Source organism: Mesorhizobium sp. C416B (assembly GCF_030323165.1).
Lineage (GTDB): Bacteria > Pseudomonadota > Alphaproteobacteria > Rhizobiales > Rhizobiaceae > Mesorhizobium.
Window position 1 is genome coordinate 3,362,841 of the sequence record NZ_CP100471.1, and the last position, 23,053, is coordinate 3,385,893.

A 23,053-nucleotide genomic window follows, 5' to 3' on the forward strand; every position below is an offset into this window, starting at 1 on the left:
AGTTTTCGCGACAAAGGCCACGAATTCCCTACTAATTCCCCGCGCTCGCCATGCGCCGTCCCTTGATCGCCTTTTCCAGCCAGCCGATCTCCATCTCGGGAACGGACGACAGCAGCAGGTCGGTATAGGCGTCGAAGGGCGGCGTCAGCACCTTGCTCTTGGCGCCGTAGCGCACCACCTCGCCGCGGTACATCACCGCGATCGAATCGGCGATCGACTTCACCGTCGCCAGATCGTGGGTGATGAAGAGGTAGGCGACCTTCTCGTGCTGCTGCAGGTTGAGCAGCAGCTTGAGAATGCCGTTGGCCACCAGCGGGTCGAGCGCCGATGTCACCTCGTCGCAGATGATCAGCTTGGGCTTGGCAGCGAGCGAGCGGGCGATACAGACGCGCTGTTTCTGGCCGCCGGAGAGTTCGGCCGGATAACGATCGAGAAAGCCCTTGCCCATCTCGATCTCGTCGAGCAGTTCGGCGACGCGCTTGTCGCGCTCGCGACCGCGTATGCCGAAGTAGAATTCCAGCGGCCGGCCGATGATGGTGCCGACGGTCTGGCGCGGGTTCATCGCCACGTCGGCCATCTGGTAGATCATCTGCAATTGCCGCAGATCCTCCTTCGGCCGGTCGGCAAGCCTGTTGGCGAGCGGCCTGCCGTCGAAGGTGACGGTGCCTTCTTCCGGCGGCAACAGCCCGGTGATGGCGCGCGCCAGCGTCGACTTGCCGGAGCCGGATTCACCGACGACAGCCAGCGTCTGTCCCGGAAAGATGTCGACCGAGACGTTCTTCAGCACCTTGACGTGGCTGCCGCCGTAAGCGGCGGTGACGTTCTTGACCGACAGGAACGGCGCGGCGCCGGGCTTCTGCTCGGCATGCTCGATCTCATGCACCGAGACCAGCGCATTGGTGTATTCCTGGCGCGGCTCCTTGATGATCTGGCGAGTGCCGCCCCATTCGACCAGCCTGCCATGGCGCAGCACCATGATCTCGTCCGAGACCTGGGCGACGACGGCAAGATCGTGGGTAATGTAGAGCGCCGCGACATGGGTGTCGCGGATGGCGTCCTTGATCGCCGCCAGCACGTCGATCTGCGTCGTCACGTCGAGCGCCGTGGTCGGCTCGTCGAAGACGATCAGGTCGGGTTCCGAACACAGCGCCATAGCCGTCATCACCCGCTGCAACTGACCGCCGGAGACCTGGTGCGGGAACCGTTCGCCGATGATTTCGGGGTTTGGCAGGCTGAGCTTCTTGAACAACGCCACGGCACGTTTCTCGGCCTCGGCGCGTGTCGCCGTGCCGTGCAGCAGCGTTGCTTCCACCACCTGGTCCATCAGCTTGTGCGCCGGATTGAAGGCCGCGGCCGCCGACTGCGCGACATAGCAGACCTCGCGGCCGCGCAATTTGCGGAAACCTTCCTTGCCGCCCTTGAGGATATCGCGGCCGTTGAGCAGCACCTCTCCGCCGGTGATGCGCACGCCGCCACGGCCATAGCCCATCGACGACAGGCCGATGGTCGACTTGCCGGCGCCGGACTCGCCGATCAGGCCGAGCACCTTGCCCTTTTCCAGCGTCAGCGAGACATCGTGGACCAAAACGATGTTCTTCGGCGCCTCGCCGGGCGGAAACACTGTCGCTTCGATGCGCAGATTGCGGATATCGAGCAGCAGGCCGGGCTTTGCTTTTGTGTCAGCCATCACCCGCGTCCTCCCTTCAGGCTTGTCGTGCGGTTGAGCACCCAGTCGGCGACCAGATTGACCGAAATCGCCAGTGCTGCGATCGCCGCGGCGGGAATGAGTGCCGCCCCGATACCGAAGACGATGCCGTCCTTGTTCTCCTTGACCATGCCGCCCCAGTCGGCATCCGGCGGTTGCACGCCAAGCCCGAGAAAGGAGAGCGTCGACAAGAACAGCACCGCGTAGATGAAGCGCAGGCCAAGTTCCGAGACCAGCGGCGAAAGCGCGTTGGGCAGGATCTCGCGGAAGATGATCCAGCCGCTGCCTTCGCCCCGCAGCTTGGCGGCCTCGACATAGTCCATGACGTTGATGTCGACGGCCACCGCGCGCGACAGCCGGTAGACGCGGGTCGAGTCGAGGACGCCCATCACCAGGATCAGCGTCACCAGATTGGTCGGCAGCACCGAAAGCACGACGAGCGCCATGATCAGGGTCGGGATCGACATCAGCAGATCGACAAGGCGCGACAGAAGCGTGTCGAACCAGCCGCCGAACACCGCCGCCGAAAAGCCGAGGATGGCGCCGAGCGAGAATGACAGCGCGGTGGCCAGCACCGCGATGAACAGCGTGATGCGAGCGCCGTAGATCATGCGCGACAGAAGATCGCGACCGAGATTGTCGGTGCCCAGCAAATGTGCCGCCGTCATCGGTTCCCAGACATCGCCGACGATTTCGGCATTGCCGTACGGTGCGATCAACGGTGCGAAAACTGCCGCCAACACGAACATAGCCGTCAGCACGATGCCGATCAGCGCGGGGATGGGGATGCGTTTGATGTCGAGCATGCCCGCCGCCTATTTCGGATGTCTGAGGCGCGGATTGGCGACGATCGCCCCGATGTCCGCAATGATGTTCAGGCTGATATAAACGGCGGCGAAGACCAGGCCGACCGCCTGCACCACCGGCACGTCGCGCTTGGTGACGTGGTCGACCAGATATTGTCCCATGCCGGGATAGACGAAGATCACCTCGACCACGACGACGCCGACGATGAGGTAGGCGAGGTTGAGCATGACGACGTTGATGATCGGCGCTATGGCATTGGGGAAAGCATGCTTGCGGATGACGTTGAAGGCCGACAGGCCTTTCAGTTCTGCCGTCTCGACATAGGCCGACTGCATGACGTTGAGGATGGCCGCGCGGGTCATACGCATCATATGCGCCAGCACAACCAGCGTCAGCGCGGTGGCTGGCAACGCGATCGCCTGCATGCGCTCACCGAACGGCATGCCGTCATAGACCGTGGAAATGGCCGGGAACCATTGATACTTCACGGCAAAGAAATAGACGAGCACATAGCCGATGAAGAATTCCGGGAAAGATGTCGAGGCGAGCGCCAGGCCGGAGATCAGCTTGTCGACCCAGCCATTGCGGTAACGCACGGCGATCAGGCCGAGGATGATGGCCAGCGGCACGGCCACGATCGCAGCCCAGAAGGCGAGGAACAGCGTGTTCCACAGCCGCCCCTTGATCGACGTGGCAATATCCTGGCCGCTCGACATCGCCGTGCCAAGATCGCCGGTGAGCACACCGCCTAGCCAATGGAAATACCTGATGTAAGCCGGCTGATTCAGGCCGAGCTGCTCGCGCAGATTGGCGAGCGATTCCGGCGTCGCCGACTGTCCGAGAATGGCTTGCGCGACGTCGCCGGGCAGGATCTGGGTGCCGGCGAAGATCAGGACCGAAACGGCCAGCAAGAGGACGATGCCCAGCGCAACGCGCTGGGCCACAAGTTTCACGACGGGTGAGGACATATCCGCAAAGCCGGGCTCAGGCTTCGAGCCAGCACTTCGCCAGCGCGTAGCCGTTCATCAGCTCCTGATGCGGATCGTCTACCCAGCCGCCGACCTTGGCGCCTGTCGCATCGATGAACTGATTGAACATCGGCAGGATCAGGCCGCCCTCGTCGCGCACCAGCACGGCCATGTCGTGGTACATCTGCTTGCGCTTGGTCTCGTCGAGTTCGGCGCGTGCGGCCAGCACCAGCTTGTCGAAGTCCGGACGCTTGAAACGGGTGTCGTTCCAGTCGGCGGTCGACAGATAGGCGGTCGAGTACATCTGGTCCTGGGTCGAGCGGCCGCCCCAATAGGAGGCGCAGAAGGGCTGCTTGTTCCAGACCTCGTTCCAGTAGCCGTCGCCGGGCTCGCGCTTGAGCTCGATCTTGATGCCGGCCTTGGCCGCGCTCTGCTGGAAGAGCTGCGAGGCGTCGACCGCGCCCGGGAAGGCGACGTCGGAGGTGCGCAGCAGCACGGTGCCGTCATGGCCCGACTTCTTGTAGTGGAACTTGGCCTTGTCGGGATCATATTTGCGCTGCTCGATCTCGGAAAACAGCGGATAGGACGAATTGATCGGGAAGTCGTTGCCGAGCGAGCCGTAGCCGCGCAGCACCTTGTTCAGCATCTCTTCGCGGTCGATCGCGAGCTTCAGCGCCATGCGCAGGTCGCTGTTGTCGAAGGGCGCGGTGTTGCAATGCATGATGAAGACGTAGTGGCCGGGGCCGGCATGGTTGCGGATGGTGACGCCCGGTACGCGCTTGATGAGGTCGACGATCTTCGGCTCGACGCGGTTGATCATGTTGACCTGGCCGCCCTGCAGGGCCGCCGTGCGCGCGGTCGCGTCGTTGATGACGATGATCTCGATCTGGTCGGCATGGCCCATCTTGTCGGCCTGCCAGTAATTGGCGAAGCGCTCGCCGCCATGGCGCACGCCGGGCTCGTTGGTGGTGACCTTGTAGGGTCCTGCCGAGATGCCGGCATCCGCCTTGTCCTTGCCGCCGTTGGGCTGGACGATGAGGTGGTAGTCGCTGAGGAGATAGGGAAGGTCGGCGTTGGCCTCCTTCAGCGTCAGGACGACTTCCTTGCCACTGGCTTTGATGCTGTCGATGCCCTTCATGTAGCCCAGCGCGCCGGACTTCGACTTTTCATCGGAATGGCGCTCGAGCGTTGCCGCCACATCCTCAGCGGTCACCGTCTTGCCGTTGTGGAATTCGACGCCGTCGCGGATTTTCAGCGTCCACACCTTGGCGTCGTCCGACGAGCCGATCTCTTCGGCGATGCGGTTCTCGAGCTTGCCTTCCGGGGACAGCTCGACGATCAGTTCGCCCCACATCTTGCCAAAAGCGAACGGCACTTGCGTCATGAACAAAGCCGGGTCCAGGCTGTTCGTGGATTCGCCGCCGACGAGGCCGGCCTTCAGCGTGCCGCCCTTGACCGGGCCTTCCGCGCGAGCCGCACTGGAAAGCAGCATATTGGCGAAGGGCGCTGTGACGCCGAGTGCTGCGGCGCGGCCGAGGAAATCACGACGGCTCAGCTTGCCGGACGCAACGCGCCGGCTCAGATATTCGAGTTCGTTGGACATTTGAGTTCCTCACTCTGTTGGTTCGACCTTATGGTCGTTTTTTGCTTGTTGTTACCAAAGGGATATTGACCGGAAGGCAAAGCGGTAAGCAAGACGGAATGCGACATGCCGTGGCGTAAATCGTGCGTCGCAACTGGACCAGTCGGGTGGACGCTCAGAGCAGGTCGCGCGGGATCGTCTCTTCGAAATCGCGTTCGAAAACCAGCGTTTCGCCCTCATAGGCTTCGATTCTGGCGCTGACGATGAAGTTTTGCGCATCGCAGCGCATTTCAGCCGACGTCTCGGTGCGCACCGACCATCCGTTTCGCGACAAGGTCTGCGTCCAGTGCGTGCGGCCCGAGGCAGACAGCGGGTCGTCGGGGTGGATCGTCCAGCTCTCGCGGGCAATGCTGCCATTGGCCAGTCCATGCGCGAGATCGCGCACTTCTCCGAAATCATCCGTGATCGACAGCGTGACGATGCCGGTCTTCTCATCGCGATCGACGTGACGCTCGGAATTCGCTGTACGAACTGTCTCGGTTGCCCAGGGTGTTGCGCCTTCGGGAGACTGGAATGAAGTCTCGTCGCTTTTTGCGAGCGGGCGCAGCGGCAGCCTCAGCGTCGCCGCTGAAAGGTCGAGCCGCACCGGCTCCGGCGACGGCCAGATCATCGGCCAGTAAGCGTTGGAAACAGCGATGCGCAGGCGGTGTCCGGCCGGCACGCGGTAGGCGCACTGGTCGAGAATAACGCGCGCCGAAACCGTTTCGCTCGGCACCAGCGCTTGCGGCTGTTCGTGCGAAGCGCGATGCGTCAGGTTGAGCACGCCGTAGGAGATCAGTTCCGAGGCGCCGTCGGGGTGCACGTCGCACAGCCGCACCGCGATGTTCGCCTGCGGGCGATCGGACGACACCCGGATGAGAAGCTCCGGCGCGCCGACGATGTCGAGTGCCTCGGCAAGCACAGGCTGATCGAAGCAGACGGACAGCGCATCGTCCGGGCGCTGGTCGCCGGGCAGTTCCGGGCCAAAGGTGAAGGGAAAATATTCGCCGCCGGCGAGCCCGCAGCTTTGCGGGGTCGCCACGATCGCCGGCCTGACGCCGTCAGCAATGAGTTCGATCGCCCCGACCTTGATGTTGGGAGACGGCCATTCCTGTTCGGCCACCCAACGGCCCGGCCGCTCCGGGTGCCAGCGCGCCGGCCGCACACTGTCCATGACATAGGCGCGGTAGTCCGGGTCGGCCTCGACGCCGGTGTCGACGCCCTTCAACCAGTTGTCCCACCAGCGCAACGCCTCCTGCAGGAAGCCGATGGCGGGTTTGGGTTCGGCATAATGCGGGTATTTGTGGATCCATGGCCCGACAATGCCCTTCACCGGCGCCTGGATGTTGGTGACCAGATGCGAGATCGTGTTGCGGTAGCCGTCATGCCAGCCGCCGATCGACAGCACGGCGGCTTTGACCGCGGAGAAATCCTCGCAGATCGAACCGCGTTTCCAATAGGCGTCGCGATGCTGATGGCTGAGCCAGAGCGGCAGAAGGAAAGACTGGTTCTCCAGCCGCGTCAGCCAGAGGTCGCGCCAGCGATTGTCGCCCGCAATCAGCGGATCCGGCGGTCGCGACGAATAGGACAACATAGTCGAGGCCCAGCCGAAATTTTCCGTCAAAAGGCAGCCGCCCTTGTAGTGGATGTCGTCGGCGTAGCGGTCGACGGTCGAGCACAGGCTGATCACCGCCTTCAGCGCCGGCGGCTGCTTGGCCGCTACCTGCAGGCAGTTGAAGCCGCCCCAGGAAATGCCCATCATGCCGACGCTGCCATTGCACCAGGGCTGTGCTGCCGCCCAGGCAATCACATCACAGGCGTCCTGCAATTCCTGTTCGGAATATTCGTCGTCCATCAGCCCTTCGGAATCGCCATTGCCGCGCATGTCGACGCGGATCGAGGCGTAGCCGTGGCCGGCGAAATAGGGATGCGTCAGCTGATCGCGAAAGATGGTGCCGTCGCGCTTGCGGTAGGGCAGGTGCTCGAGGATCGCCGGCACCGGATCGCTGCTGGCGTCCTCCGGCATCCAAACCCGCGCCGACAGCCGGCAACCATCCGGCATGACGATGCCCATATCGGGGAATTCGACGACCTTGCGGGGAAATTCGGTGATGGTTTTCATGCGATGCTCCAGGATGTCAGTGACGCATGAAGCGGGCATGTCATGAAGTCAAACGGGCGACGGCCGGTGTCGCCGCGACGACGCCACGATATGTAGCCCGATTGTTTTGCCCTGATGTTGCAGGATTATAATTAATGTATTACATTTATTAACTGAACCCAACGTGATGAGGATGGTTTCGCCTGAAAATCGTTTGGGATGAGCCAAAGCGCGTGACGAACCTGGACAGCCGGGGTCTCGATTTTGCCGAACTCGATATTGAGTTTTTTGCGACTTCAACCGTCCTTCCAGCCAAGGCCGACCGGTTCAAGGCGATTGGCGAATTCGGAGAGATCATCCTGGCCGTGATTTTCAAGCCGCTTGGTTCGGAGGCGATTTCGGTGATCTCGATGCGCCGTGCCAGCCGAAAGGAAAGGTCAGTATATGAACAATCCTAAATCGCGTGTTCGACCGCTTACCGATGCGGAGGAAGTGGAAATTCAAAGACAAATTGTTGATGATCCCGACGATGCGGAGACGACAGACGAACAGTTGGCGCAAGCCAGGCCTTTCGCGGAAGTGTTTCCAGAACTTTTCGAGAGCATAAGGCGTGCTCGTGGCCGGCCAGCCGTGGAGAAGCCTAAGCAAGTCGTGTCCATCCGTCTGGATCAGGATGTCATCAGTAAATTCAAGGCGACCGGCAAGGGCTGGCAGGCCAGGATCAACGAGGTGCTGAAAAACGCGAAGGTAGGCTAGGCAATCCGCGTCAGTTCAGCGGAATGTCGTTTTCGGCCTTGCGCGCCTGATAAGCGCCGGACAGTTCGTCGTAGCGGGCGGAAATATTGCCGATCCTTGCCTCAAGCCGGCCGCGCTCGGCCTCGGGCAGCGCCCGCACCAGCCTGCGAATGGAAAAACTCTTCCAATAAGCGTTCTCGGCATTGTAGCCGCCGGGATCAAGAGTGAAGACCTCTTTCAGGATTTTCAGATCGTGCGGGATCGCAAAGCTGTCGCGTGAATCCTCGTGGCTGAAGAGGTAGTAGAAATTGTCGAAGCCGGTCCAGGTGATCGCCGACAGGCAGAGCGAGCAGGGCTCATGCGTGGCGATGAAGATGGCGTCCTTGGTGTCGACGCGCTCGGCTTTCGGCATTTCATAGAAACGCTTCAGGCAGTGCACCTCGCCATGCCAGAGCGGATTTTCCATCTCGTTGTTGGTTTCGGCCAGCACCAGCGAGCGGTCGCCCTTCCGCAGGATGGCGGCGCCGAACAGCTTGTTCCCATGGGCCACGCCCTCTGCCGTTTTCGGCACGATGTCGTGCTCGATGACATCGAGCAGGCGGTCGATCAGCGATATGTCGGTCATTTCTCAGGTCTCGTTGGGGAGATGGATTTCGTAGGTGTGCGAGAAATGGAACTCTTCGAGGTTGGAGCCGTCACCGCCGCGGTCGACGATGACGAAATCCTGCGCTTCGCCGAGCGGCGTCAGCACGCCGTGCCAGAGATTGCGCGGATAGTTGACGCCTTGCCCGGGTGCGGTGATGAAGGCGTGCGGCTCGCCCGGACCGTCCTTGCCGTCATGGCAGACGACGACCAGGAAAGGGCGCGGTGACAGCGGGATGAACGCCTGGCTGCCTAAGGGATGGCGCTCGACCATGGTCAGCTTCAGCGGCAGGTCGTAAGGCGTGCCGCGCGCCATCGAGATCAGCACGCGGGCATTCGGTCCCGCGGCTTCAGCGGTGGCGAGATTGTGGTAGCGCTCGGTCTTGCCGCCATTGATCGGGTAGTGATTGCCGCCGCCCATGTCGATGACATCGCCGAAGCCGGCAAAGCTTTCGCGGGTCAGCGGCCGCGCTGTGATGCGGGTCACCGCGCGCGACCGCCAATGCCCGCCCCGCCGAGCTTGGCGTGCCGGTTGACGTCCTTGTAAAGGAGATAGCGGAATTTGCCTGGGCCGCCCGCGTAGCAGGCCTGCGGGCAGAAGGCGCGCAGCCACATGAAGTCGCCGGCCTCGACCTCGACCCAGTCCTGGTTGAGGCGGTAGACCGCCTTGCCTTCCAAGACATAGAGCCCGTGCTCCATGACATGCGTCTCGGCAAACGGGATGACGGCGCCGGGCTCGAGCGTGACGATGGTGACATGCATGTCGTGGCGCATGTCGGCCGGATCGACGAAACGGGTCGTCGCCCAGCGGCCCTCGGTGCCGGGCATCGGCGTCGGCGCCACTTGCTGGTCACTGCTGAACAGGGCTTCCGGCGCGCCGATGCCGTCGACGGCCTCATAGGCCTTCCTGATCCAGTGGAAGCGTACGGCGTCGCGACCTTCGTTGCGCACCGTCCAGCCGCTGGCCGGCGGCAGGAAGGCAAAACCGCCGGCTTGAAGCAAGTGCTTCTTGCCGGCCAGCGAAACGGTCAACTCGCCCTCGACCACGAACAGCACGCCCTCGGCGCCGGCGTCCGGCTCGGGCCGGTCGCTGCCGCCGCCGGGCAGGACCTCGACGATGTACTGCGAAAATGTCTCGGCGAAACCCGAAAGCGGCCTGGCGATGATCCAGGCCCTGGTCTCGTCCCAGAACGGCAGTGGGCTGGTGACGATGTCCTGCATCACTCCCTTCGGTATGACGGCATAGGCCTCGGTGAAGACGGCGCGGCCGGTCAAAAGCTCATTTTGGCCGGGATGGCCGCCATGCGGTGCATAATAGGTTTTCTGGTCAGTCTTGATCATATCCATTGGGTCCTGACCCCTCAGTCATTTCATTAGAGCGGGAGCATGTCTTTCAGGCGGAGCAGCGCGATGCGCTCGACCTGTTTGCAGGCGGTATCGAGTTCTACGCCACGGCTGTTGCCGATGCGCGCCTCGAACTCGGCGAGGATCTCCTCCTTGGTCTTGCCCCGCACCGCGATGATGAAGGGAAAGCCGAAGGTGGTGACGTAAGCGGCGTTGAGCTTGGAAAACAGCTCGCGCTCCTTGTCGGTCAGCGCGTCGAGGCCGGCGGAGGCCTGCTCGCGTGTGGATTCCGCAGTGAGGCGTCTCGCTTCGGCCAGTTTGCCAGCGAGATCGGGATGGGCGTTGAGGACGCCGATCCGCTCGGTTTCGCTGGCGGCGCGGAAGACGCGGCAGAGCGCATTGTGCAGGCCGCCGGCGCTGTCATGCGCCGGCCCAAGCTCCAGCTCATAGGCACGTTCCGCGATCCAGGGCGAATGTTCGAACACGCCGCCGAAAGTGTCTACGAAGGTTTCGAACTCCATCTTCGACGGCTTGAGCGCCGCCGGCTGGTAGGGGTGGTTCTCCTGCCAGTGCCTGGCGATATCGATCCGCCGCGCCAGCCAGACCTTGTCGTGCGATTTCACATAGTCGACGAAGCGCTTCAGCGCCGCCACCCGACCAGGACGTCCGACGAGGCGGCAATGCAGGCCGATATTCATCATCCGCGGCCGGCCCGCTTTGCCCTCGGCATAGAGCGTGTCGAAACTGTCCTTCAAATAGGAGAAGAACTGGTCGCCGGAATTGAATCCCTGCGGCGTGGCGAAACGCATGTCGTTGGCATCGAGCGTGTAGGGGATGACGAGTTGCGCGCCGCCGCTGTGCTCGAACCAGTAGGGCAGTTCGTCGTCATAAGTGTCCGACACATAGTCGAAGCCGCCCTCTTCGGCCACCAACCGCACCGTATTGACCGAGGTGCGGCCGGTGTACCAGCCGGTCGGCCGTTGGCCTGTCACCTCGTAGTGCAGCTTGATCGCCGCTTCGAGGTCGCGGCGCTCGTCCTCGGCGCTGTGGTCGCGGTAGTCGATCCATTTCAGCCCGTGCGAGGCCATTTCCCAGCCGGCCTCCTGCATCGCCGCCACCTGGTCGGGCGACCGGGCTAATGCTGAGGCGACCCCGTAGCAGGTCACCGGCACTTGCGCCTCGCTGAACAGGCGCAGCAGCCGCCAGAAGCCTGCCCGCGCGCCATATTCGTAGATCGATTCCATGTTCCAGTGGCGCTGGCCGACCCAGGGCGCGGCGCCGACGATTTCCGACAGAAAGGCTTCCGAGGCCTTGTCGCCGTGCAGCACGCAGTTCTCGCCGCCTTCCTCGTAGTTGACGACGAATTGGACGGCCACATGCGCACCGCCCGGCCATTTCGGATCCGGCGGATTGGCTCCGTAGCCGCGCATGTCTCTAGAGTAACGCATTGCCCCTCCCCGCCGGACGCTGCCGGAAGTTGTGATCAGGATAGTCGAAAGGGTTGCTCGCGCATTCCCCCGAAATTTTTGAAAGTGTTTTTGTGCCACTCCGCTCGACCGGGACTTATGCATCGCCTTTAATTGGCGCACAATTCACTGCTTTGTTCGGCTGTATCGGAAATGGGAGGCGCCAGTGGCAGAAACGTCGAGAGCCGATGGCGGACGTCTGACGACGCATGTGCTCGACACCGCGACCGGCAAGCCGGCGGCGGGCCTGTCGATCGCGCTTTATCATCTTGAGAGCGACGCGCGGATACATTTGAAGACCATCGTCACAAATGCCGACGGCCGCTGCGATGCGCCGCTGCTGGCAGGAGCGGAATTTCGCCTCGGCGAATACGAACTGGTGTTCGCCGCCGGTGACTATCTACGCGGCCAGGGCACCAAACTGCCGGAACCGGCCTTCCTCGACAGTGTGCCGATCCGCTTCGGCATGGCGGAATCCGTGCATTATCACGTGCCGTTGCTTATCTCTCCTTACGGCTACTCGACCTACAGGGGGAGCTGACGCATGGCCAAGATCACAATACGCAACGAGATCCGCTTCATCCTCAATGGCAGGGATGTCGCGCTGTCGTCGGTGGCGCCCGACGCGACCTTGCTCGACTGGTTGCGGCTCGACCGCTCGCTGCGCGGCACCAAGGAAGGCTGCGCCGAGGGCGATTGCGGCGCCTGCACGGTGCTGGTCGGAAAATTGTCCGCCGGCAAGCTGGTTTATGAAAGCGTCAACGCCTGCATCCGTTTCCTCGGTTCGCTCGACGGCACCCATGTCGTCACCGTCGAGCATCTGCGCGGCGCGCCTGGCCAATTGCATCCGGTGCAGCAGGCGATGGTCGATTTCCACGCTTCGCAATGCGGCTTCTGCACGCCGGGCTTCGTCATGTCGCTCTACGGCTTGTGGATGAAGTCGCCGGACCCGTCGAATGCGGCGATCGAGAAGGCCTTGCAAGGCAATCTTTGCCGCTGCACCGGCTATGAGGCAATCATGCGCGCCGCGCGTGCCATCTCCAGCTACGGCAAGGCGGCGAAGGATCCGCTGGCGGCCGAGCGCAAGGCGATCACCGCCAGGCTCGAGGCTATGCATGACGGTGCCCGCGTCGAAATCGGCGCCGGCAAGCTGAGGTTGGTCGTCCCGGCCAACGCCGATGATTTCGCCGCTGTACTGGATAAGGAACCCGACGCCACTGTTGTCGCCGGCTCGACCGACGTCGGCCTGTGGGTCACCAAGCACATGCGCGACATCTCACCGGTAGTCTTCATCGGCAATCTCGAGGGGCTGTGCGCGATCTCCGAAGACAATGACGTCATCACCATCGGAGCCGGCGTTACCTACACCGACGCCTTCGCGACACTGGCCAAGCGCATCCCCGCGCTCGGGCCATTGTTCGACCGCATCGGCGGCGAACAGGTACGAAACATGGGCACCATCGGCGGCAACATCGCCAATGGCTCGCCGATCGGCGACACGCCGCCGCCCCTGATCGCGCTTGGTGCGCAACTGACGCTGCGCCGCGGCAAGAAGCGGCGCACCATCGCGCTCGAGGATTTCTTCATCGCCTATGGCAAGCAGGACCGGCAGCCAGGCGAATTCGTCGAGGCCGTGCACGTTCCCGTGCCGGCCAAGGGCACGAAGTTTGCCGTCTACAAGATCACCAAGCGCCGCGACGAGGACATCACCGCAGCCCTTGGCGCCTTTTTCCTCGACCTGGCCAAGGATGGCACGGTGGCCGATGTCTGCATCGCCTATGGCGGCATGGCGGCGACCCCAAAGCGGGCTTTCGGTGTCGAAAAGGCGCTGCTCGGCAAGCCGTGGACGGAGACGACGGTGGAAGCGGCCATGGCTGAATATGCCGGCGATTTCACCCCGCTGACCGATATGCGGGCATCGGCCGAATACCGGGCGCTGGCGGCCAGGAACCTGCTGCTGCGCTTTTTTGCCGAAACCAGCGGCAGCAAGGCGCCGTTCCAGGTGTCACGCAACGAGGCGGCCTGATGAACAAGCACGCCTCTCCAGATCTCAAGGCGCAGAAGATTTCCGGTGGCGTCGCCGCCGACCAGCGCCACGATTCCGCGCACAAGCATGTCAGCGGCAGCGCGGTCTATATCGACGATATGCCGGAACCGGCGGGCATGCTGCATGGCTGCCTCGGCCTGTCCACGGCGACGCATGCGACGATCAGCAAAATGGATCTGTCGGCGGTGCGCGCGGCGCCGGGCGTCGTCGATGTGCTGACGGCCAAGGACGTTCCGGGCGAAAATGACATTTCGCCGACCGGCCGCCACGACGAGCCGGTGCTGGCCGACGACAAGGTGCAGTTTTATGGTCAGCCGATCTTCTGCGTCATTGCCAAGACGCGCGAACAGGCGCGCCGCGCCACCCGGCTGGCCAAGGTCGAATACAGTCCATTGCCTTTCGTCACCGACATTGGCGACCTCGACCCCCGCAAGGACAAGCTGGTCACGCCGCCGCTCACGCTGAAGCGTGGCGATGCCGCTGCCGCGATCAAGGCGGCACCGCGCCGGCTGAAGGGCAAGATGCGCATCGGCGGCCAGGAGCATTTCTATCTGGAAGGCCATATCGCCGTGGCCATTCCCGGCGAGGACCAGGACGTCACCATCTATTCCTCGACCCAGCATCCGAGCGAAGTGCAGCATATGGTCAGCCATGCGCTGGGCGTGCCGAGCAATGCCATCACGGTGGAAATCCGCCGTATGGGCGGTGGCTTCGGCGGGAAGGAGACGCAAGGCAACCAGTTTGCGGCATTGGCGGCGATCGCCGCCAAGAAACACCATCGCGCGGTCAAGATCCGGCCCGACCGTGACGACGACATGATTGCCACCGGCAAGCGCCATGACTTCCTCGTCGACTACGAAGTAGGTTTCGACGACGCCGGCAACATTCTTGGCGTCGACTTCATGTTCGCGGCGCGTTGCGGCTTTTCATCGGACCTGTCCGGCCCGGTCACCGACCGCGCGCTGTTCCATTGCGACAACACCTATTTCTGGCCGGCGGTGCATGCGCAATCGGCGCCGCTTTACACCAACACCGTGTCGAACACGGCGTTTCGCGGCTTCGGCGGCCCGCAAGGCATGGTCGGCGCCGAACGCGTCATCGACGAGGTTGCCTTTGCCGTCGGCAAGGACCCGCTCGAAATCCGCAAGCAGAATTTTTATGGCACCAGTGGTGATAAAGACGGGGGCCGCAACGTCACCCCGTATCACCAGACGGTCGAGGACAACATCATCCACCGCATCGTCGCCGAGCTGGAGGCGAGCGCCGACTATGCGGGGCGCCGCCGCATCATCCAGGCCTTCAACGCCAACAGCCGCTTCATCAAGCGCGGCCTGGCGCTGACGCCGGTCAAATTCGGCATCTCTTTCACGGCCACCCACTACAACCAGGCCGGCGCGCTGGTGCATGTCTACACCGACGGTTCGGTGCATCTGAATCACGGCGGCACCGAGATGGGGCAAGGCCTCTACGTCAAGGTGGCGCAGGTGGTGGCGGAAGAGTTCCAGATCGACCTCGACCAGGTCAAGATCACCGCGACGACCACCGGCAAGGTGCCCAACACTTCGGCCACCGCGGCGTCGTCCGGCACCGACCTCAACGGCATGGCGGCGCAGAACGGCGCCCGCCAGATCAAGGAACGGCTGACCGACTTCGCCGCCGAAAAATACCAGGTGCCGCGCGAGCAGGTGCTTTTCCTGCCCAACCGGGTGCGCATCGGCAACCAGGAGATCGCCTTCACCGACCTTGTCAAGCAGGCCTATATGGCCCGCATCCAACTGTCGGCGGCGGGTTTTTACAAGACGCCGAAAATCCACTGGAACCGTGACAAGGGCGAGGGCCGTCCGTTCTATTATTTCGCCTATGGCGCCTCGTGCTCGGAAGTCTCGGTCGACACGCTGACCGGCGAATATGTCGTCGAGCGCACCGACATATTGCATGAAACCGGCCGCTCGCTGAACCGCGCCATCGATCTCGGCCAGATCGAGGGCGGCTTCATCCAGGGCATGGGCTGGCTGACGACGGAGGAGCTGTGGTGGGACGACAAGGGCCGGCTGCGCACGCATGCGCCGTCGACCTATAAGATCCCGCTCGCGTCCGACCGGCCGAAGATATTCAACGTCACGCTGGCCGACTGGCCGGAGGCCAACGAGCCGACGGTGCACCGTTCCAAGGCGGTCGGCGAACCGCCCTTCCCGCTCGGCATGTCTGTGCTGCATGCGCTGTCGGACGCGGTGGCAAGTGTGGCCGATCATAAGGTCTGTCCGCGTCTCGACGCTCCTGCAACACCAGAACGGGTGCTGATGGCGATCGAACGGTTGAAGGGTGAAGCCGAGAATAGCGCCTGACTCTGACCTGGATTCTGGCAAAACGTGCAATTCAGACTGAAAAACTCTATATTTCCCGTACGGGAATGCGAAATATGAACTCGAAAGTGCAAAGCCTCAGAGCTTTTCTCGCCAGCGCCGGCCGGCTTGCTCTGGTCGAAGTGGCCGGCACCAAAGGCTCGACTCCGCGCGAGAAGGGCGCCTTCATGCTCGTATCGCAGGCGGCGATTTTTGGCACGATCGGCGGCGGTCAGCTCGAGTACATGGCGATCGACAAGGCGAGGCAGATGGTGGGGTCTTCACCCTCCCCCTTGTGGGGAGGGTCGGCCGGCGAAGCCGGCCGGGGTGGGGGTGCGGACGATCGTGCCAAGCCACCCCGTTTCGCGGACGCCGCCACGCGGCGTCCGCTCACCGACCCTCCCCACAAGGGGGAGGGTAAAGAAGCCCGCATCGGCTTCGACGAAGTCTGCGCCACGCTTGACGTGCCGCTAGGTCCCGAGATCGGCCAGTGCTGCGGCGGGCGCGTCGAAGTCTTGATCCGTATCGTCGATGCCGCGCTTACTGCCGAGCTGATTGCGGCCGCAGAAGCCGAGGAAGCCCACCTGCCGCATGTCTATATGTTCGGCGGCGGCCATGTCGGCCAGGCGCTGGCCGCGACGGTAGCACTTCTTCCCGTGCATGGCGTCGTCATTGAGACGCGGGCCGAAGCGCTGGAAGGCATGCCGGAAACCGTCGAGACGCTGCTGACGCCGATGCCCGAGGCCGAGGTGCGAAACGCCCCCGCCGGCACCGCCTTCGCCATCCTCACCCACGACCATGCGCTGGATTTCCTCATCGTCGCCGAGGCGCTGAAGCGCGACGACGCGGCCTATGTCGGCATGATCGGCTCGAAAACCAAGAGAGCGACGTTCAGGAACTGGTTCCTGAAATCGGCGGATGGCACGGAGGCTGAGTTGGCCCGCCTCGTCTCCCCGATCGGCGGCGACGCCGTCAGGGACAAGCGCCCGCCGGTGATCGCGGCGCTCGCGGCAGCCGAGATCATGACGGCACTGGTCGTTCACAACACCGCGCCGAATGCCGACCATGAAGTCCAGCACAAGATGATGGCCGGCTAAGCTTCGGCGCGGCTAAGCAGGCCGCTTCAGGCCGAGATGATCTCGCAAGGTGCTGCCTTCGTATTCCCGACGGAACAGTCCGCGCCGCTGCAGTTCCGGCACCACCAGCGTGGCAAAGGCATCGAGCTCGCCGGGGAAGTATGACGGCATGACGTTGAAGCCGTCCGCGCCGCCGCCCTCGAACCGCGCCTGCAATTCGTCAGCGATCTGCGCCGGCGTGCCGACGATACGCCAATGGCCACGTGCGCCGGCGAAATGGCGCGCAAGCTGGCGGATCGACAGGCCGTCGCGGCGCGATTGTTCGATGACCAGCGCCTGGCGGCTTTTCATTCCCTCGGTCTCCGGCAGCTCGGGCATCGGTCCGTCGATCGGATAGCTCCCGAGATCGGAGATGCTGAGATAGCTGGACAGCAGCGCCACGCCGACATCGTCGGGGATCAGCGCCTGCAATTCCTCCTGTTTCTCCCGCGCTTCGGCCTCGGTTTCCGCCACCACGGGGGAGACGCCCGGCATGATCTTGATGTCGTCGGGCTGACGCCCATAGGCAGCCATACGGCCCTTGAGGTCGTCGTAAAAGCCCTTGGCTTCCTCGAGGGTCTGCGCCGCCGTGAACACGACGTCGGCGGTGCGGGCGGCAAGGTCGCGGCCGACATCCGAGGCGCCGGCCTGCACCATCACCGGCGCGCCCTGCGGCGAGCGCGGCAGGTCGAGCGGGTCGCGCACCGAAAAGCTCTGGCCGTTGTGACCGTGAAAGCCACTGCCTTGCCAAAGTCCTGATACCACCTCGGCGAATTCGCGCGCCCGCTCGTAGCGGTCGGCATGGGGTTTCAGGCCCATCGCGCCGAAATTGGCGGCTTCGATGGGGCTGGCCGACGTCACCAGGTTCCAGCCAGCCCGGCCACCACTCAGATGATCGAGCGACAGAAAGGTGCGCGCCAGACCGTAGGGCTCGTTGTAGCTGGTCGACGCCGTCGAAACGAGGCCGATGCCGCTGGTCTGCACGGCGAGCGCGGACAGCAGGCTGATCGGCTCGAAGCCGATCGAGCGTGAGGTCTGGCTGGCGATGCCGACATTGGCTTCGCGCAGACCGGCGGCGTCCTCGCAGAACACCATGTCGAACTTTGCCGCTTCCGCCGTGCGCGCCAGCTGGATGTAATGATCGATGTCGATGCCTGCCGTAACGTGCGCCTTGGGGTGACGCCAGGCGGCGATGTGGTGGCCCGTCGCCCACAGGAAGGCGCCAAGCTTCATCTGGCGGGTCATTGCGTTCCTCCGGCAAATCCGAGATGCGAGCGCAAGATGGTGCCGGGATAATCCGGGCGGACGAGGCTGCGGCGCTGCAATTCCGGCAGCACGCGGCCGATGAAACCGTCAATCGCGGCAGGCGGTATTGCGATGTTGAACCCGTCGCAGCTTTGCGAGCTGAACAATGTTTCGAGCGCGTTAGCAGCGACATCTGCGCCAACGTTCAGCAGCAGCTTGACCGCACCCGGATCGCGTCCGCAGGCCACAACGCGGCGCTTGAGATCGTCATGGCGCGCCTTGGCGTCCTCTGTGGGTCTGTCCAGCAGGACGACATCGGCGGTGCGGGCGGCGATATCCAAGTCGGCCTCGGACAGGCCGGACAGCACCAGCACCGGCGTATCCTGCGGCGAGCGCGCGACGTTCAGCGGCCCGCGCACGGAGAAAAATTCGCCTTTGTGGTCGAGCAGGTGCATTTTTTCGGGATCGTGGAAGCGGCCGCCGGCCTTGTCGAACAGCAGCGCGTCGGCATCCCAGCCCTGCCACAGGCGCTGAACGATGCCAATGTATTCCTGCGTGCGGCGGCGGAACACATCGTCCGAAAATCCATCCGGCCGGCTGAAATTGGCGGCTTCCCCTGGCGCCTGCGCCATGGTCGCGTGCCAGCCGGCGCGGCCATGGCTGATGATGTCGAGCGAAGCAAAACGGCGCGCCAGATTGTACGGCTGGTGAGCGACCGTCGAGGCTGCAGCGACAAGGCCGATCCGACTTGTCACCGTCGCCAGCGCCGCCAGCAAGGTCGTCGCTTCGAAAGAACTCGACCCGGCGCTGTTCGGCGCGGAATCATCGAGGACAATCATGTCCAGCCCAGCCGCTTCCGCTTGCTTGGCAAAGCCGGCCAGGTCGCTAAACCCGAGCGGCTGCCCGGAAGTAATGTTGAGCGAAACGGCAAGATGCATTGTGGCTTGCTGGTCAGTCGGCATGGGACCATCGATCATAGGGCAGCGTATGCGACCCTAAGGTCACCTGCTTGTAAGACAACCCTGGCGACTGGGCCAACAGCCTCTCACCTGCCGGCCAGCAAATCCTTGATCAGCCGCTGGCAACGCTCGGCCATGAAGTCGAGCAGCAGCCGCACCTTGGGGTCTTGCAGCTTCTTGTGCGGATAGACGGCGGCGAACTGCACCGGCGTTGGCGGCGTGCTGGCCAGGATGACCTGCAGCCGCCGGTCGCGGATGAAGGGTTCCACCTCGAAGCGCGGCTTGTTGATGATGCCGCGGCCCGACAGCGCCCAGCCGGTCAGCACATCGCCATCGTCGGTGTCGTAGGGGCCGTGCACCTCGAATTTCTGCGGGCCGGACGGCGTCTGCAGCGTCCAGACATATTCGCGCGCCCCGGAATAGCGCAGCATCAGGCAGTCGTGCTTCTTGCCGATCAGCTCCTGTGGCGCCACCGGCTCGCCGCGCGCTTCGAGATATTTCGGTGCCGCCACCAGCACGCGTTCACATTCCATGATGCCGCGCATCCGCAGGCTGGAATCCTCAATGATGCCGAGCTTGAAGGCGACGTCGATGCCTTCCTTCATGATGTCGATATTGTGGTCGGAGAGCCTCAGCCGCACCTCGATATCGGGGTATTTGTCGTGGAAATCCGGAATGCCCGACGCAACCAGCCGCCGTCCAAGGCCGAGCGGGGCGGTCACCTTGATGGTGCCGCGCGGCTGGCCGGAAAGAGCCGAGACCGCGGCTTCCGCCTCGGTGATCGCCTCCAGCACCTGCTTGGCGCCGGAGTAGAACACCGTGCCATGCTCCGTCGGCATCAATTGCCGTGTGGTGCGGTTGAACAGCCGCACGCCGAGGTGTTTTTCCAGCTCCTTGATGCGGTTGGAGGCGACCGCCGGCGAAATGCGCATGTCGCGGCCCGCCGCCGAGAGATTACCAAGCTCGACGACGCGGACGAAGACGGCGATGTTGTCGAGATAGGCCATTCGTGGCTCTTTATGTGGCGGCGTACGTGGTCAGCCTAGTATTTTCCATTTTTTTTTGAAAGTCATCGTACACCTCGCCTCTTTTCGTTTGCGCCCCACACCGTAAAGTCAGCCGATCGGCAGGGACGATTTCACATGATGGATTTCGCGATTTTCTGGGACTGGCTGAGTTTCGCCGTGCGCTGGCTGCACGTCGTCACCGGCATCGCCTGGATCGGCTCGTCCTTCTATTTCGTCGCGCTCGACCTTGGCCTGCGCCAGCGCCCCGGCATGCCGGTCGGCGCATTCGGCGAGGAATGGCAGGTGCATGGCGGCGGCTTCTACCACGTCCAGAAATATCTGGTGGCGCCGGCCGAAATGCCGGAACACCTGACCTGGTTCAAGTGGGAATCCTACGCCACCTGGCTGTCCGGCTTCGCCATGCTGTGCGTGGTCTACTATGCCGGCGCCGATTTGTTCCTGATCGACCCCAATGTGCTGCCGATGTCGGTGCCGGTCGGCATCCTTTTGTCGATGGCCACCATCGGCGTCGGCTGGGTAGTCTACGATCTGCTCTGCCGCTCGCCGCTCGGCAAAAGTGACACCGGACTGATGCTGGTGCTCTATGGCGTGCTGGTGTTCATCGCCTGGGGTCTGACGCATCTGTTCACCGGCCGCGCCGCTTTCCTGCATCTGGGCGCCATCACCGCCACGATCATGTCGGCCAATGTCTTCATGGTGATCATTCCAAACCAGAAGATCGTCGTCGCCGACCTGATTGCCGGCCGCAAGCCCGACCCGAAATACGGCAAGATCGCCAAGCAGCGCTCGCTGCACAACAATTACCTGACGCTGCCCGTGCTGTTCCTGATGCTGTCGAACCACTATCCGCTGGCGTTTGCGACGGAGTTCAACTGGGTCATCGCCTCGCTGGTGTTCATCATCGGCGTCTTGATCCGGCACTATTTCAACACCGTGCACAAGCGTGCCGGCAATCCGCACTGGACCTGGATGGCAGCTGCCGTTCTGTTCATGATCATCATGTGGCTGTCGACAGCGCCGAAAATACTGACCGGCGAGCCCAAGGCATCCGCCGCGGCCGAAGTCTATATCGCCTCGTCGCATTTCCCGGCGGTGCGCGACACCGTGCTTGGCCGCTGCTCGATGTGCCATACGGCCGAGCCGGTCTATGAAGGCATCTACCATGCGCCGAAGGGCGTGATGCTCGACACCGACGCCGGCATTGCCGAGCATGCGCGTGAAATCTATTTGCAGGCCGGGCGCAGCCACGCCATGCCGCCCGCCAACGTCACCCAGATCAGCGACAAGGAACGGGCGCTGCTGGTCGCCTGGTTCGAAGGCGCAGGGAAATAGGGATGACCTCCACACTTCTGCGCGGCCGCACCCTAAGTTTTTTGCGCTGGCCCGAAGCCATCGACGACCATGCCGCCTGGCGCTATGAGGAGGATGGCGGCCTGCTGATCCGCGACGGCCGGATCGTTGCCGTAGGCAGCTACACGGAAGTCGAAAAGCAAGCGGGCGACGGTGCGAAAAAGATCGATCATCGGCCGCATCTGCTGCTGCCCGGCTTCATCGATGCGCATGCGCATTTTCCGCAGATGCAGGTCATTGCCTCCTACGGCGCCGAACTGCTCGACTGGCTGAACACCTACACCTTTCCCGAAGAGACCAAATTCGCCAACGCTCAGCATGGCCGCCGCATCGCCCGGCTGTTCCTGGACGAGATGGTGCGCCACGGCACGACGACGGTCGCCGCCTACTGCTCGGTGCACAAGGCGTCTGCCGAAGCGTTCTTTGCCGAATCGCATGCGCGCGGCATGCTCAACATTGCCGGCAAGGTGATGATGGATCGAAACGCGCCGGCAGGCGTGCTCGACACGCCGCAATCCGGCTATGACGATACGAAGGCACTGATTGCGGAATGGCACGGCAAGGGCCGCCAGCTTTATGCGATCACGCCGCGCTTCGCCATCACCTCTTCGCCCGAACAGTTGGAGATGTCGGGCGCGCTCTGCCGCGAGCATCCCGATCTGCATATGCAGACGCATCTGTCGGAAAACCACGCCGAAATCGCCTTCACGCAAAAACTCTATCCGCAGGCGCGCGACTACACCGATGTCTACGAGCAGTATGGCCTGCTGGGGCCAAAGAGCCTGTTCGGCCACTGCATCCATCTCTCGGAACGCGAGGCCGATGCGCTGTCGGACAGCGGCTCGGTGGCGGTGTTCTGCCCGACCTCGAACCTGTTCCTCGGCTCTGGCCTGTTCGATTACCAGCGCTTTCGGGGCCGCGACAAGCCGCTGCGCATCGCCGCGGCCAGCGATGTCGGCGGCGGCACCAACTATTCGATGCTGCGCACCATGGACGAGGGCTACAAGGTGATCGCGCTGACTGGCGAAAAGCTGAACCCGTTCCAGTCCTTCTGGCAATTAACACGTGGCAATGCCGAGGCGCTGTCTATGGCGGACAAGGTCGGCACGCTGGATGAAGGCACCGATGCCGACATCACCGTGCTCGACGCCCGCGCCACGCCGGCGATGCGGCTGAGGATGGAGACTGCGGAGACGCTGGCGGAGGAGTTGTTCCTGCTGCAGACATTGGGCGACGACCGCGCGGTGCGCGAGGTCTATGTTGCGGGGCGGCCAGCCAAGAGTGATATGATCGCGGGTTAGGACTCATCATCCGCGCGGGACAAGATGATGATTGCGCCTGGTTGCCAAGAGGTTCCCCCACTCCGTCGCCGCTTCGCGGCGCCAACTCTCCCCCCTCCGGAGGGAGAGGAAGGGAGCCTTTGCTTCGGAGGACGGGCGCCGGTTCGGACAGCTTTGCGCCCTTCCTCTACCCCGTCGATCGGGGGAGAGGTGTCGAGAGAAGCTCGACGGAGTGGGGGGCGACCCTGGCGGGGCAAGACCACCACCGCGACGAGACCTTGACCGGGCGGAGCTTGTC

At 63.3% G+C, this 23,053-nt stretch carries 20 protein-coding genes; 8 read left to right on the forward strand and 12 right to left on the reverse strand.

The window, feature by feature from the left end; translation table 11 throughout:
- Nucleotides 1-31: 31 nt before the first annotated feature.
- From NLY43_RS16320 to NLY43_RS16340, 5 genes are all read right to left on the reverse strand, one after another.
- Nucleotides 32-1,687 carry an ABC transporter ATP-binding protein gene (locus NLY43_RS16320; RefSeq protein ID WP_023694741.1) on the reverse strand — a complete coding sequence of 552 codons (1,656 nt, stop codon included), beginning with the start codon at nucleotides 1,685-1,687 and terminating at the stop codon, nucleotides 32-34.
- Nucleotides 1,687-2,511: an ABC transporter permease gene (locus tag NLY43_RS16325; protein ID WP_023671389.1), complete on the reverse strand. Its 825-nt coding sequence runs from the start codon at nucleotides 2,509-2,511 to the stop codon at nucleotides 1,687-1,689. The genes NLY43_RS16320 and NLY43_RS16325 overlap by 1 nt, the downstream gene beginning before the upstream one ends.
- 9 nt (nucleotides 2,512-2,520) lie before the next feature.
- Nucleotides 2,521-3,480, reverse strand: coding sequence for an ABC transporter permease (locus NLY43_RS16330; protein WP_023671388.1), 960 nt, complete (start codon nucleotides 3,478-3,480; stop codon nucleotides 2,521-2,523).
- Nucleotides 3,481-3,496: 16 nt separating this feature from the next.
- Nucleotides 3,497-5,083, reverse strand: a complete 1,587-nt coding sequence (locus tag NLY43_RS16335; protein ID WP_023671387.1) for an ABC transporter substrate-binding protein — start codon at nucleotides 5,081-5,083, stop codon at nucleotides 3,497-3,499.
- Between the two features lie 154 nt (nucleotides 5,084-5,237).
- Nucleotides 5,238-7,223, reverse strand: coding sequence for a CocE/NonD family hydrolase (locus NLY43_RS16340; RefSeq protein WP_023723416.1), 1,986 nt, complete (start codon nucleotides 7,221-7,223; stop codon nucleotides 5,238-5,240).
- A gap of 182 nt (nucleotides 7,224-7,405) precedes the next feature.
- Between NLY43_RS16340 and NLY43_RS16345 the strand changes: the two genes are divergently transcribed.
- Together NLY43_RS16345 and NLY43_RS16350 are read left to right on the forward strand one after the other, a co-directional pair.
- A complete protein-coding gene (locus tag NLY43_RS16345; RefSeq protein WP_023700404.1) occupies nucleotides 7,406-7,660 on the forward strand; it encodes a BrnT family toxin in 255 nt (84 codons plus the stop codon).
- Nucleotides 7,647-7,958 carry a BrnA antitoxin family protein gene (locus tag NLY43_RS16350; RefSeq protein ID WP_023671384.1) on the forward strand — a complete coding sequence of 104 codons (312 nt, stop codon included), beginning with the start codon at nucleotides 7,647-7,649 and terminating at the stop codon, nucleotides 7,956-7,958. Before NLY43_RS16345 ends, NLY43_RS16350 begins: the two co-directional genes overlap by 14 nt.
- A gap of 10 nt (nucleotides 7,959-7,968) precedes the next feature.
- On the opposite strand, the gene NLY43_RS16355 is transcribed toward NLY43_RS16350, so the two are convergent.
- From NLY43_RS16355 to puuE, 4 genes are read right to left on the reverse strand one after another with little or no spacing between them, the layout of a single operon-like run.
- On the reverse strand, nucleotides 7,969-8,562 hold the full coding sequence (locus NLY43_RS16355) for a nucleoside deaminase (protein ID WP_023683488.1): 594 nt from the start codon (nucleotides 8,560-8,562) through the stop codon (nucleotides 7,969-7,971).
- Between the two features lie 3 nt (nucleotides 8,563-8,565).
- Nucleotides 8,566-9,066 carry an ureidoglycolate lyase gene (locus NLY43_RS16360; RefSeq protein ID WP_023711318.1) on the reverse strand — a complete coding sequence of 167 codons (501 nt, stop codon included), beginning with the start codon at nucleotides 9,064-9,066 and terminating at the stop codon, nucleotides 8,566-8,568.
- Nucleotides 9,063-9,920: a bifunctional allantoicase/(S)-ureidoglycine aminohydrolase gene (locus NLY43_RS16365; RefSeq protein WP_502882144.1), complete on the reverse strand. Its 858-nt coding sequence runs from the start codon at nucleotides 9,918-9,920 to the stop codon at nucleotides 9,063-9,065. Before NLY43_RS16365 ends, NLY43_RS16360 begins: the two co-directional genes overlap by 4 nt.
- A 32-nt stretch (nucleotides 9,921-9,952) precedes the next feature.
- The gene (puuE, locus tag NLY43_RS16370) at nucleotides 9,953-11,371 is read right to left on the reverse strand and encodes an allantoinase PuuE (protein ID WP_023711320.1); all 1,419 of its coding nucleotides are present in this window, start codon (nucleotides 11,369-11,371) and stop codon (nucleotides 9,953-9,955) included.
- A gap of 184 nt (nucleotides 11,372-11,555) precedes the next feature.
- On the opposite strand from puuE, the gene uraH reads away from it, so the two are divergent.
- The 4 genes from uraH to xdhC all read left to right on the forward strand — a co-directional run bounded on the left by uraH (nucleotide 11,556) and on the right by xdhC (nucleotide 16,875).
- Complete coding sequence (gene uraH, locus NLY43_RS16375) at nucleotides 11,556-11,930, forward strand: hydroxyisourate hydrolase (protein WP_023683492.1); 375 nt, start codon at nucleotides 11,556-11,558, stop codon at nucleotides 11,928-11,930.
- A gap of 3 nt (nucleotides 11,931-11,933) precedes the next feature.
- Nucleotides 11,934-13,415 (forward strand): xanthine dehydrogenase small subunit, encoded by a 1,482-nt coding sequence (gene xdhA, locus NLY43_RS16380; protein ID WP_023694733.1) that lies wholly within the window; start codon nucleotides 11,934-11,936, stop codon nucleotides 13,413-13,415.
- A complete protein-coding gene (xdhB, locus tag NLY43_RS16385) occupies nucleotides 13,415-15,781 on the forward strand; it encodes a xanthine dehydrogenase molybdopterin binding subunit (RefSeq protein ID WP_023700409.1) in 2,367 nt (788 codons plus the stop codon). Before xdhA ends, xdhB begins: the two co-directional genes overlap by 1 nt.
- 74 nt (nucleotides 15,782-15,855) lie before the next feature.
- Nucleotides 15,856-16,875, forward strand: a complete 1,020-nt coding sequence (xdhC, locus tag NLY43_RS16390) for a xanthine dehydrogenase accessory protein XdhC (protein ID WP_286458301.1) — start codon at nucleotides 15,856-15,858, stop codon at nucleotides 16,873-16,875.
- Nucleotides 16,876-16,887: 12 nt separating this feature from the next.
- Here xdhC and NLY43_RS16395 read toward each other — a convergent pair whose 3' ends face one another.
- The 3 genes from NLY43_RS16395 to NLY43_RS16405 form a co-directional block, all read right to left on the reverse strand.
- Entirely contained in the window at nucleotides 16,888-18,138 is a 1,251-nt protein-coding gene (locus NLY43_RS16395) for an LLM class flavin-dependent oxidoreductase (RefSeq protein WP_023711321.1), read from the reverse strand.
- A complete protein-coding gene (locus NLY43_RS16400; protein ID WP_023711322.1) occupies nucleotides 18,135-19,076 on the reverse strand; it encodes an LLM class flavin-dependent oxidoreductase in 942 nt (313 codons plus the stop codon). The genes NLY43_RS16395 and NLY43_RS16400 overlap by 4 nt, the downstream gene beginning before the upstream one ends.
- Nucleotides 19,077-19,183: 107 nt before the next feature.
- The gene (locus tag NLY43_RS16405) at nucleotides 19,184-20,104 is read right to left on the reverse strand and encodes a LysR family transcriptional regulator (RefSeq protein ID WP_023711323.1); all 921 of its coding nucleotides are present in this window, start codon (nucleotides 20,102-20,104) and stop codon (nucleotides 19,184-19,186) included.
- Between the two features lie 135 nt (nucleotides 20,105-20,239).
- Here NLY43_RS16405 and NLY43_RS16410 point away from each other — a divergent pair, with 135 nt between their 5' ends.
- Nucleotides 20,240-21,457 (forward strand): urate hydroxylase PuuD, encoded by a 1,218-nt coding sequence (locus NLY43_RS16410; protein WP_023711324.1) that lies wholly within the window; start codon nucleotides 20,240-20,242, stop codon nucleotides 21,455-21,457.
- Nucleotides 21,458-21,459: 2 nt separating this feature from the next.
- Nucleotides 21,460-22,776 (forward strand): guanine deaminase, encoded by a 1,317-nt coding sequence (gene guaD / locus NLY43_RS16415; RefSeq protein ID WP_023711325.1) that lies wholly within the window; start codon nucleotides 21,460-21,462, stop codon nucleotides 22,774-22,776.
- Nucleotides 22,777-23,053: the final 277 nt, after the last annotated feature.

Coding starts and splice junctions, on each gene's coding strand:
- NLY43_RS16350 (WP_023671384.1), top strand. CDS start 7,647: ATGAACAATCCTAAATCGCGTGTTCGACCGCTTACCGATGCGGAGGAA.
- NLY43_RS16365 (WP_502882144.1), bottom strand. CDS start 9,920: ATGATCAAGACTGACCAGAAAACCTATTATGCACCGCATGGCGGCCAT.
- NLY43_RS16325 (WP_023671389.1), bottom strand. CDS start 2,511: ATGCTCGACATCAAACGCATCCCCATCCCCGCGCTGATCGGCATCGTG.
- NLY43_RS16410 (WP_023711324.1), top strand. CDS start 20,240: ATGATGGATTTCGCGATTTTCTGGGACTGGCTGAGTTTCGCCGTGCGC.
- NLY43_RS16320 (WP_023694741.1), bottom strand. CDS start 1,687: ATGGCTGACACAAAAGCAAAGCCCGGCCTGCTGCTCGATATCCGCAAT.
- guaD (WP_023711325.1), top strand. CDS start 21,460: ATGACCTCCACACTTCTGCGCGGCCGCACCCTAAGTTTTTTGCGCTGG.
- xdhC (WP_286458301.1), top strand. CDS start 15,856: ATGAACTCGAAAGTGCAAAGCCTCAGAGCTTTTCTCGCCAGCGCCGGC.
- NLY43_RS16405 (WP_023711323.1), bottom strand. CDS start 20,104: ATGGCCTATCTCGACAACATCGCCGTCTTCGTCCGCGTCGTCGAGCTT.
- NLY43_RS16400 (WP_023711322.1), bottom strand. CDS start 19,076: ATGCATCTTGCCGTTTCGCTCAACATTACTTCCGGGCAGCCGCTCGGG.
- puuE (WP_023711320.1), bottom strand. CDS start 11,371: ATGCGTTACTCTAGAGACATGCGCGGCTACGGAGCCAATCCGCCGGAT.
- NLY43_RS16335 (WP_023671387.1), bottom strand. CDS start 5,083: ATGTCCAACGAACTCGAATATCTGAGCCGGCGCGTTGCGTCCGGCAAG.
- NLY43_RS16355 (WP_023683488.1), bottom strand. CDS start 8,562: ATGACCGACATATCGCTGATCGACCGCCTGCTCGATGTCATCGAGCAC.
- xdhA (WP_023694733.1), top strand. CDS start 11,934: ATGGCCAAGATCACAATACGCAACGAGATCCGCTTCATCCTCAATGGC.
- NLY43_RS16395 (WP_023711321.1), bottom strand. CDS start 18,138: ATGACCCGCCAGATGAAGCTTGGCGCCTTCCTGTGGGCGACGGGCCAC.
- xdhB (WP_023700409.1), top strand. CDS start 13,415: ATGAACAAGCACGCCTCTCCAGATCTCAAGGCGCAGAAGATTTCCGGT.
- NLY43_RS16330 (WP_023671388.1), bottom strand. CDS start 3,480: ATGTCCTCACCCGTCGTGAAACTTGTGGCCCAGCGCGTTGCGCTGGGC.
- NLY43_RS16340 (WP_023723416.1), bottom strand. CDS start 7,223: ATGAAAACCATCACCGAATTTCCCCGCAAGGTCGTCGAATTCCCCGAT.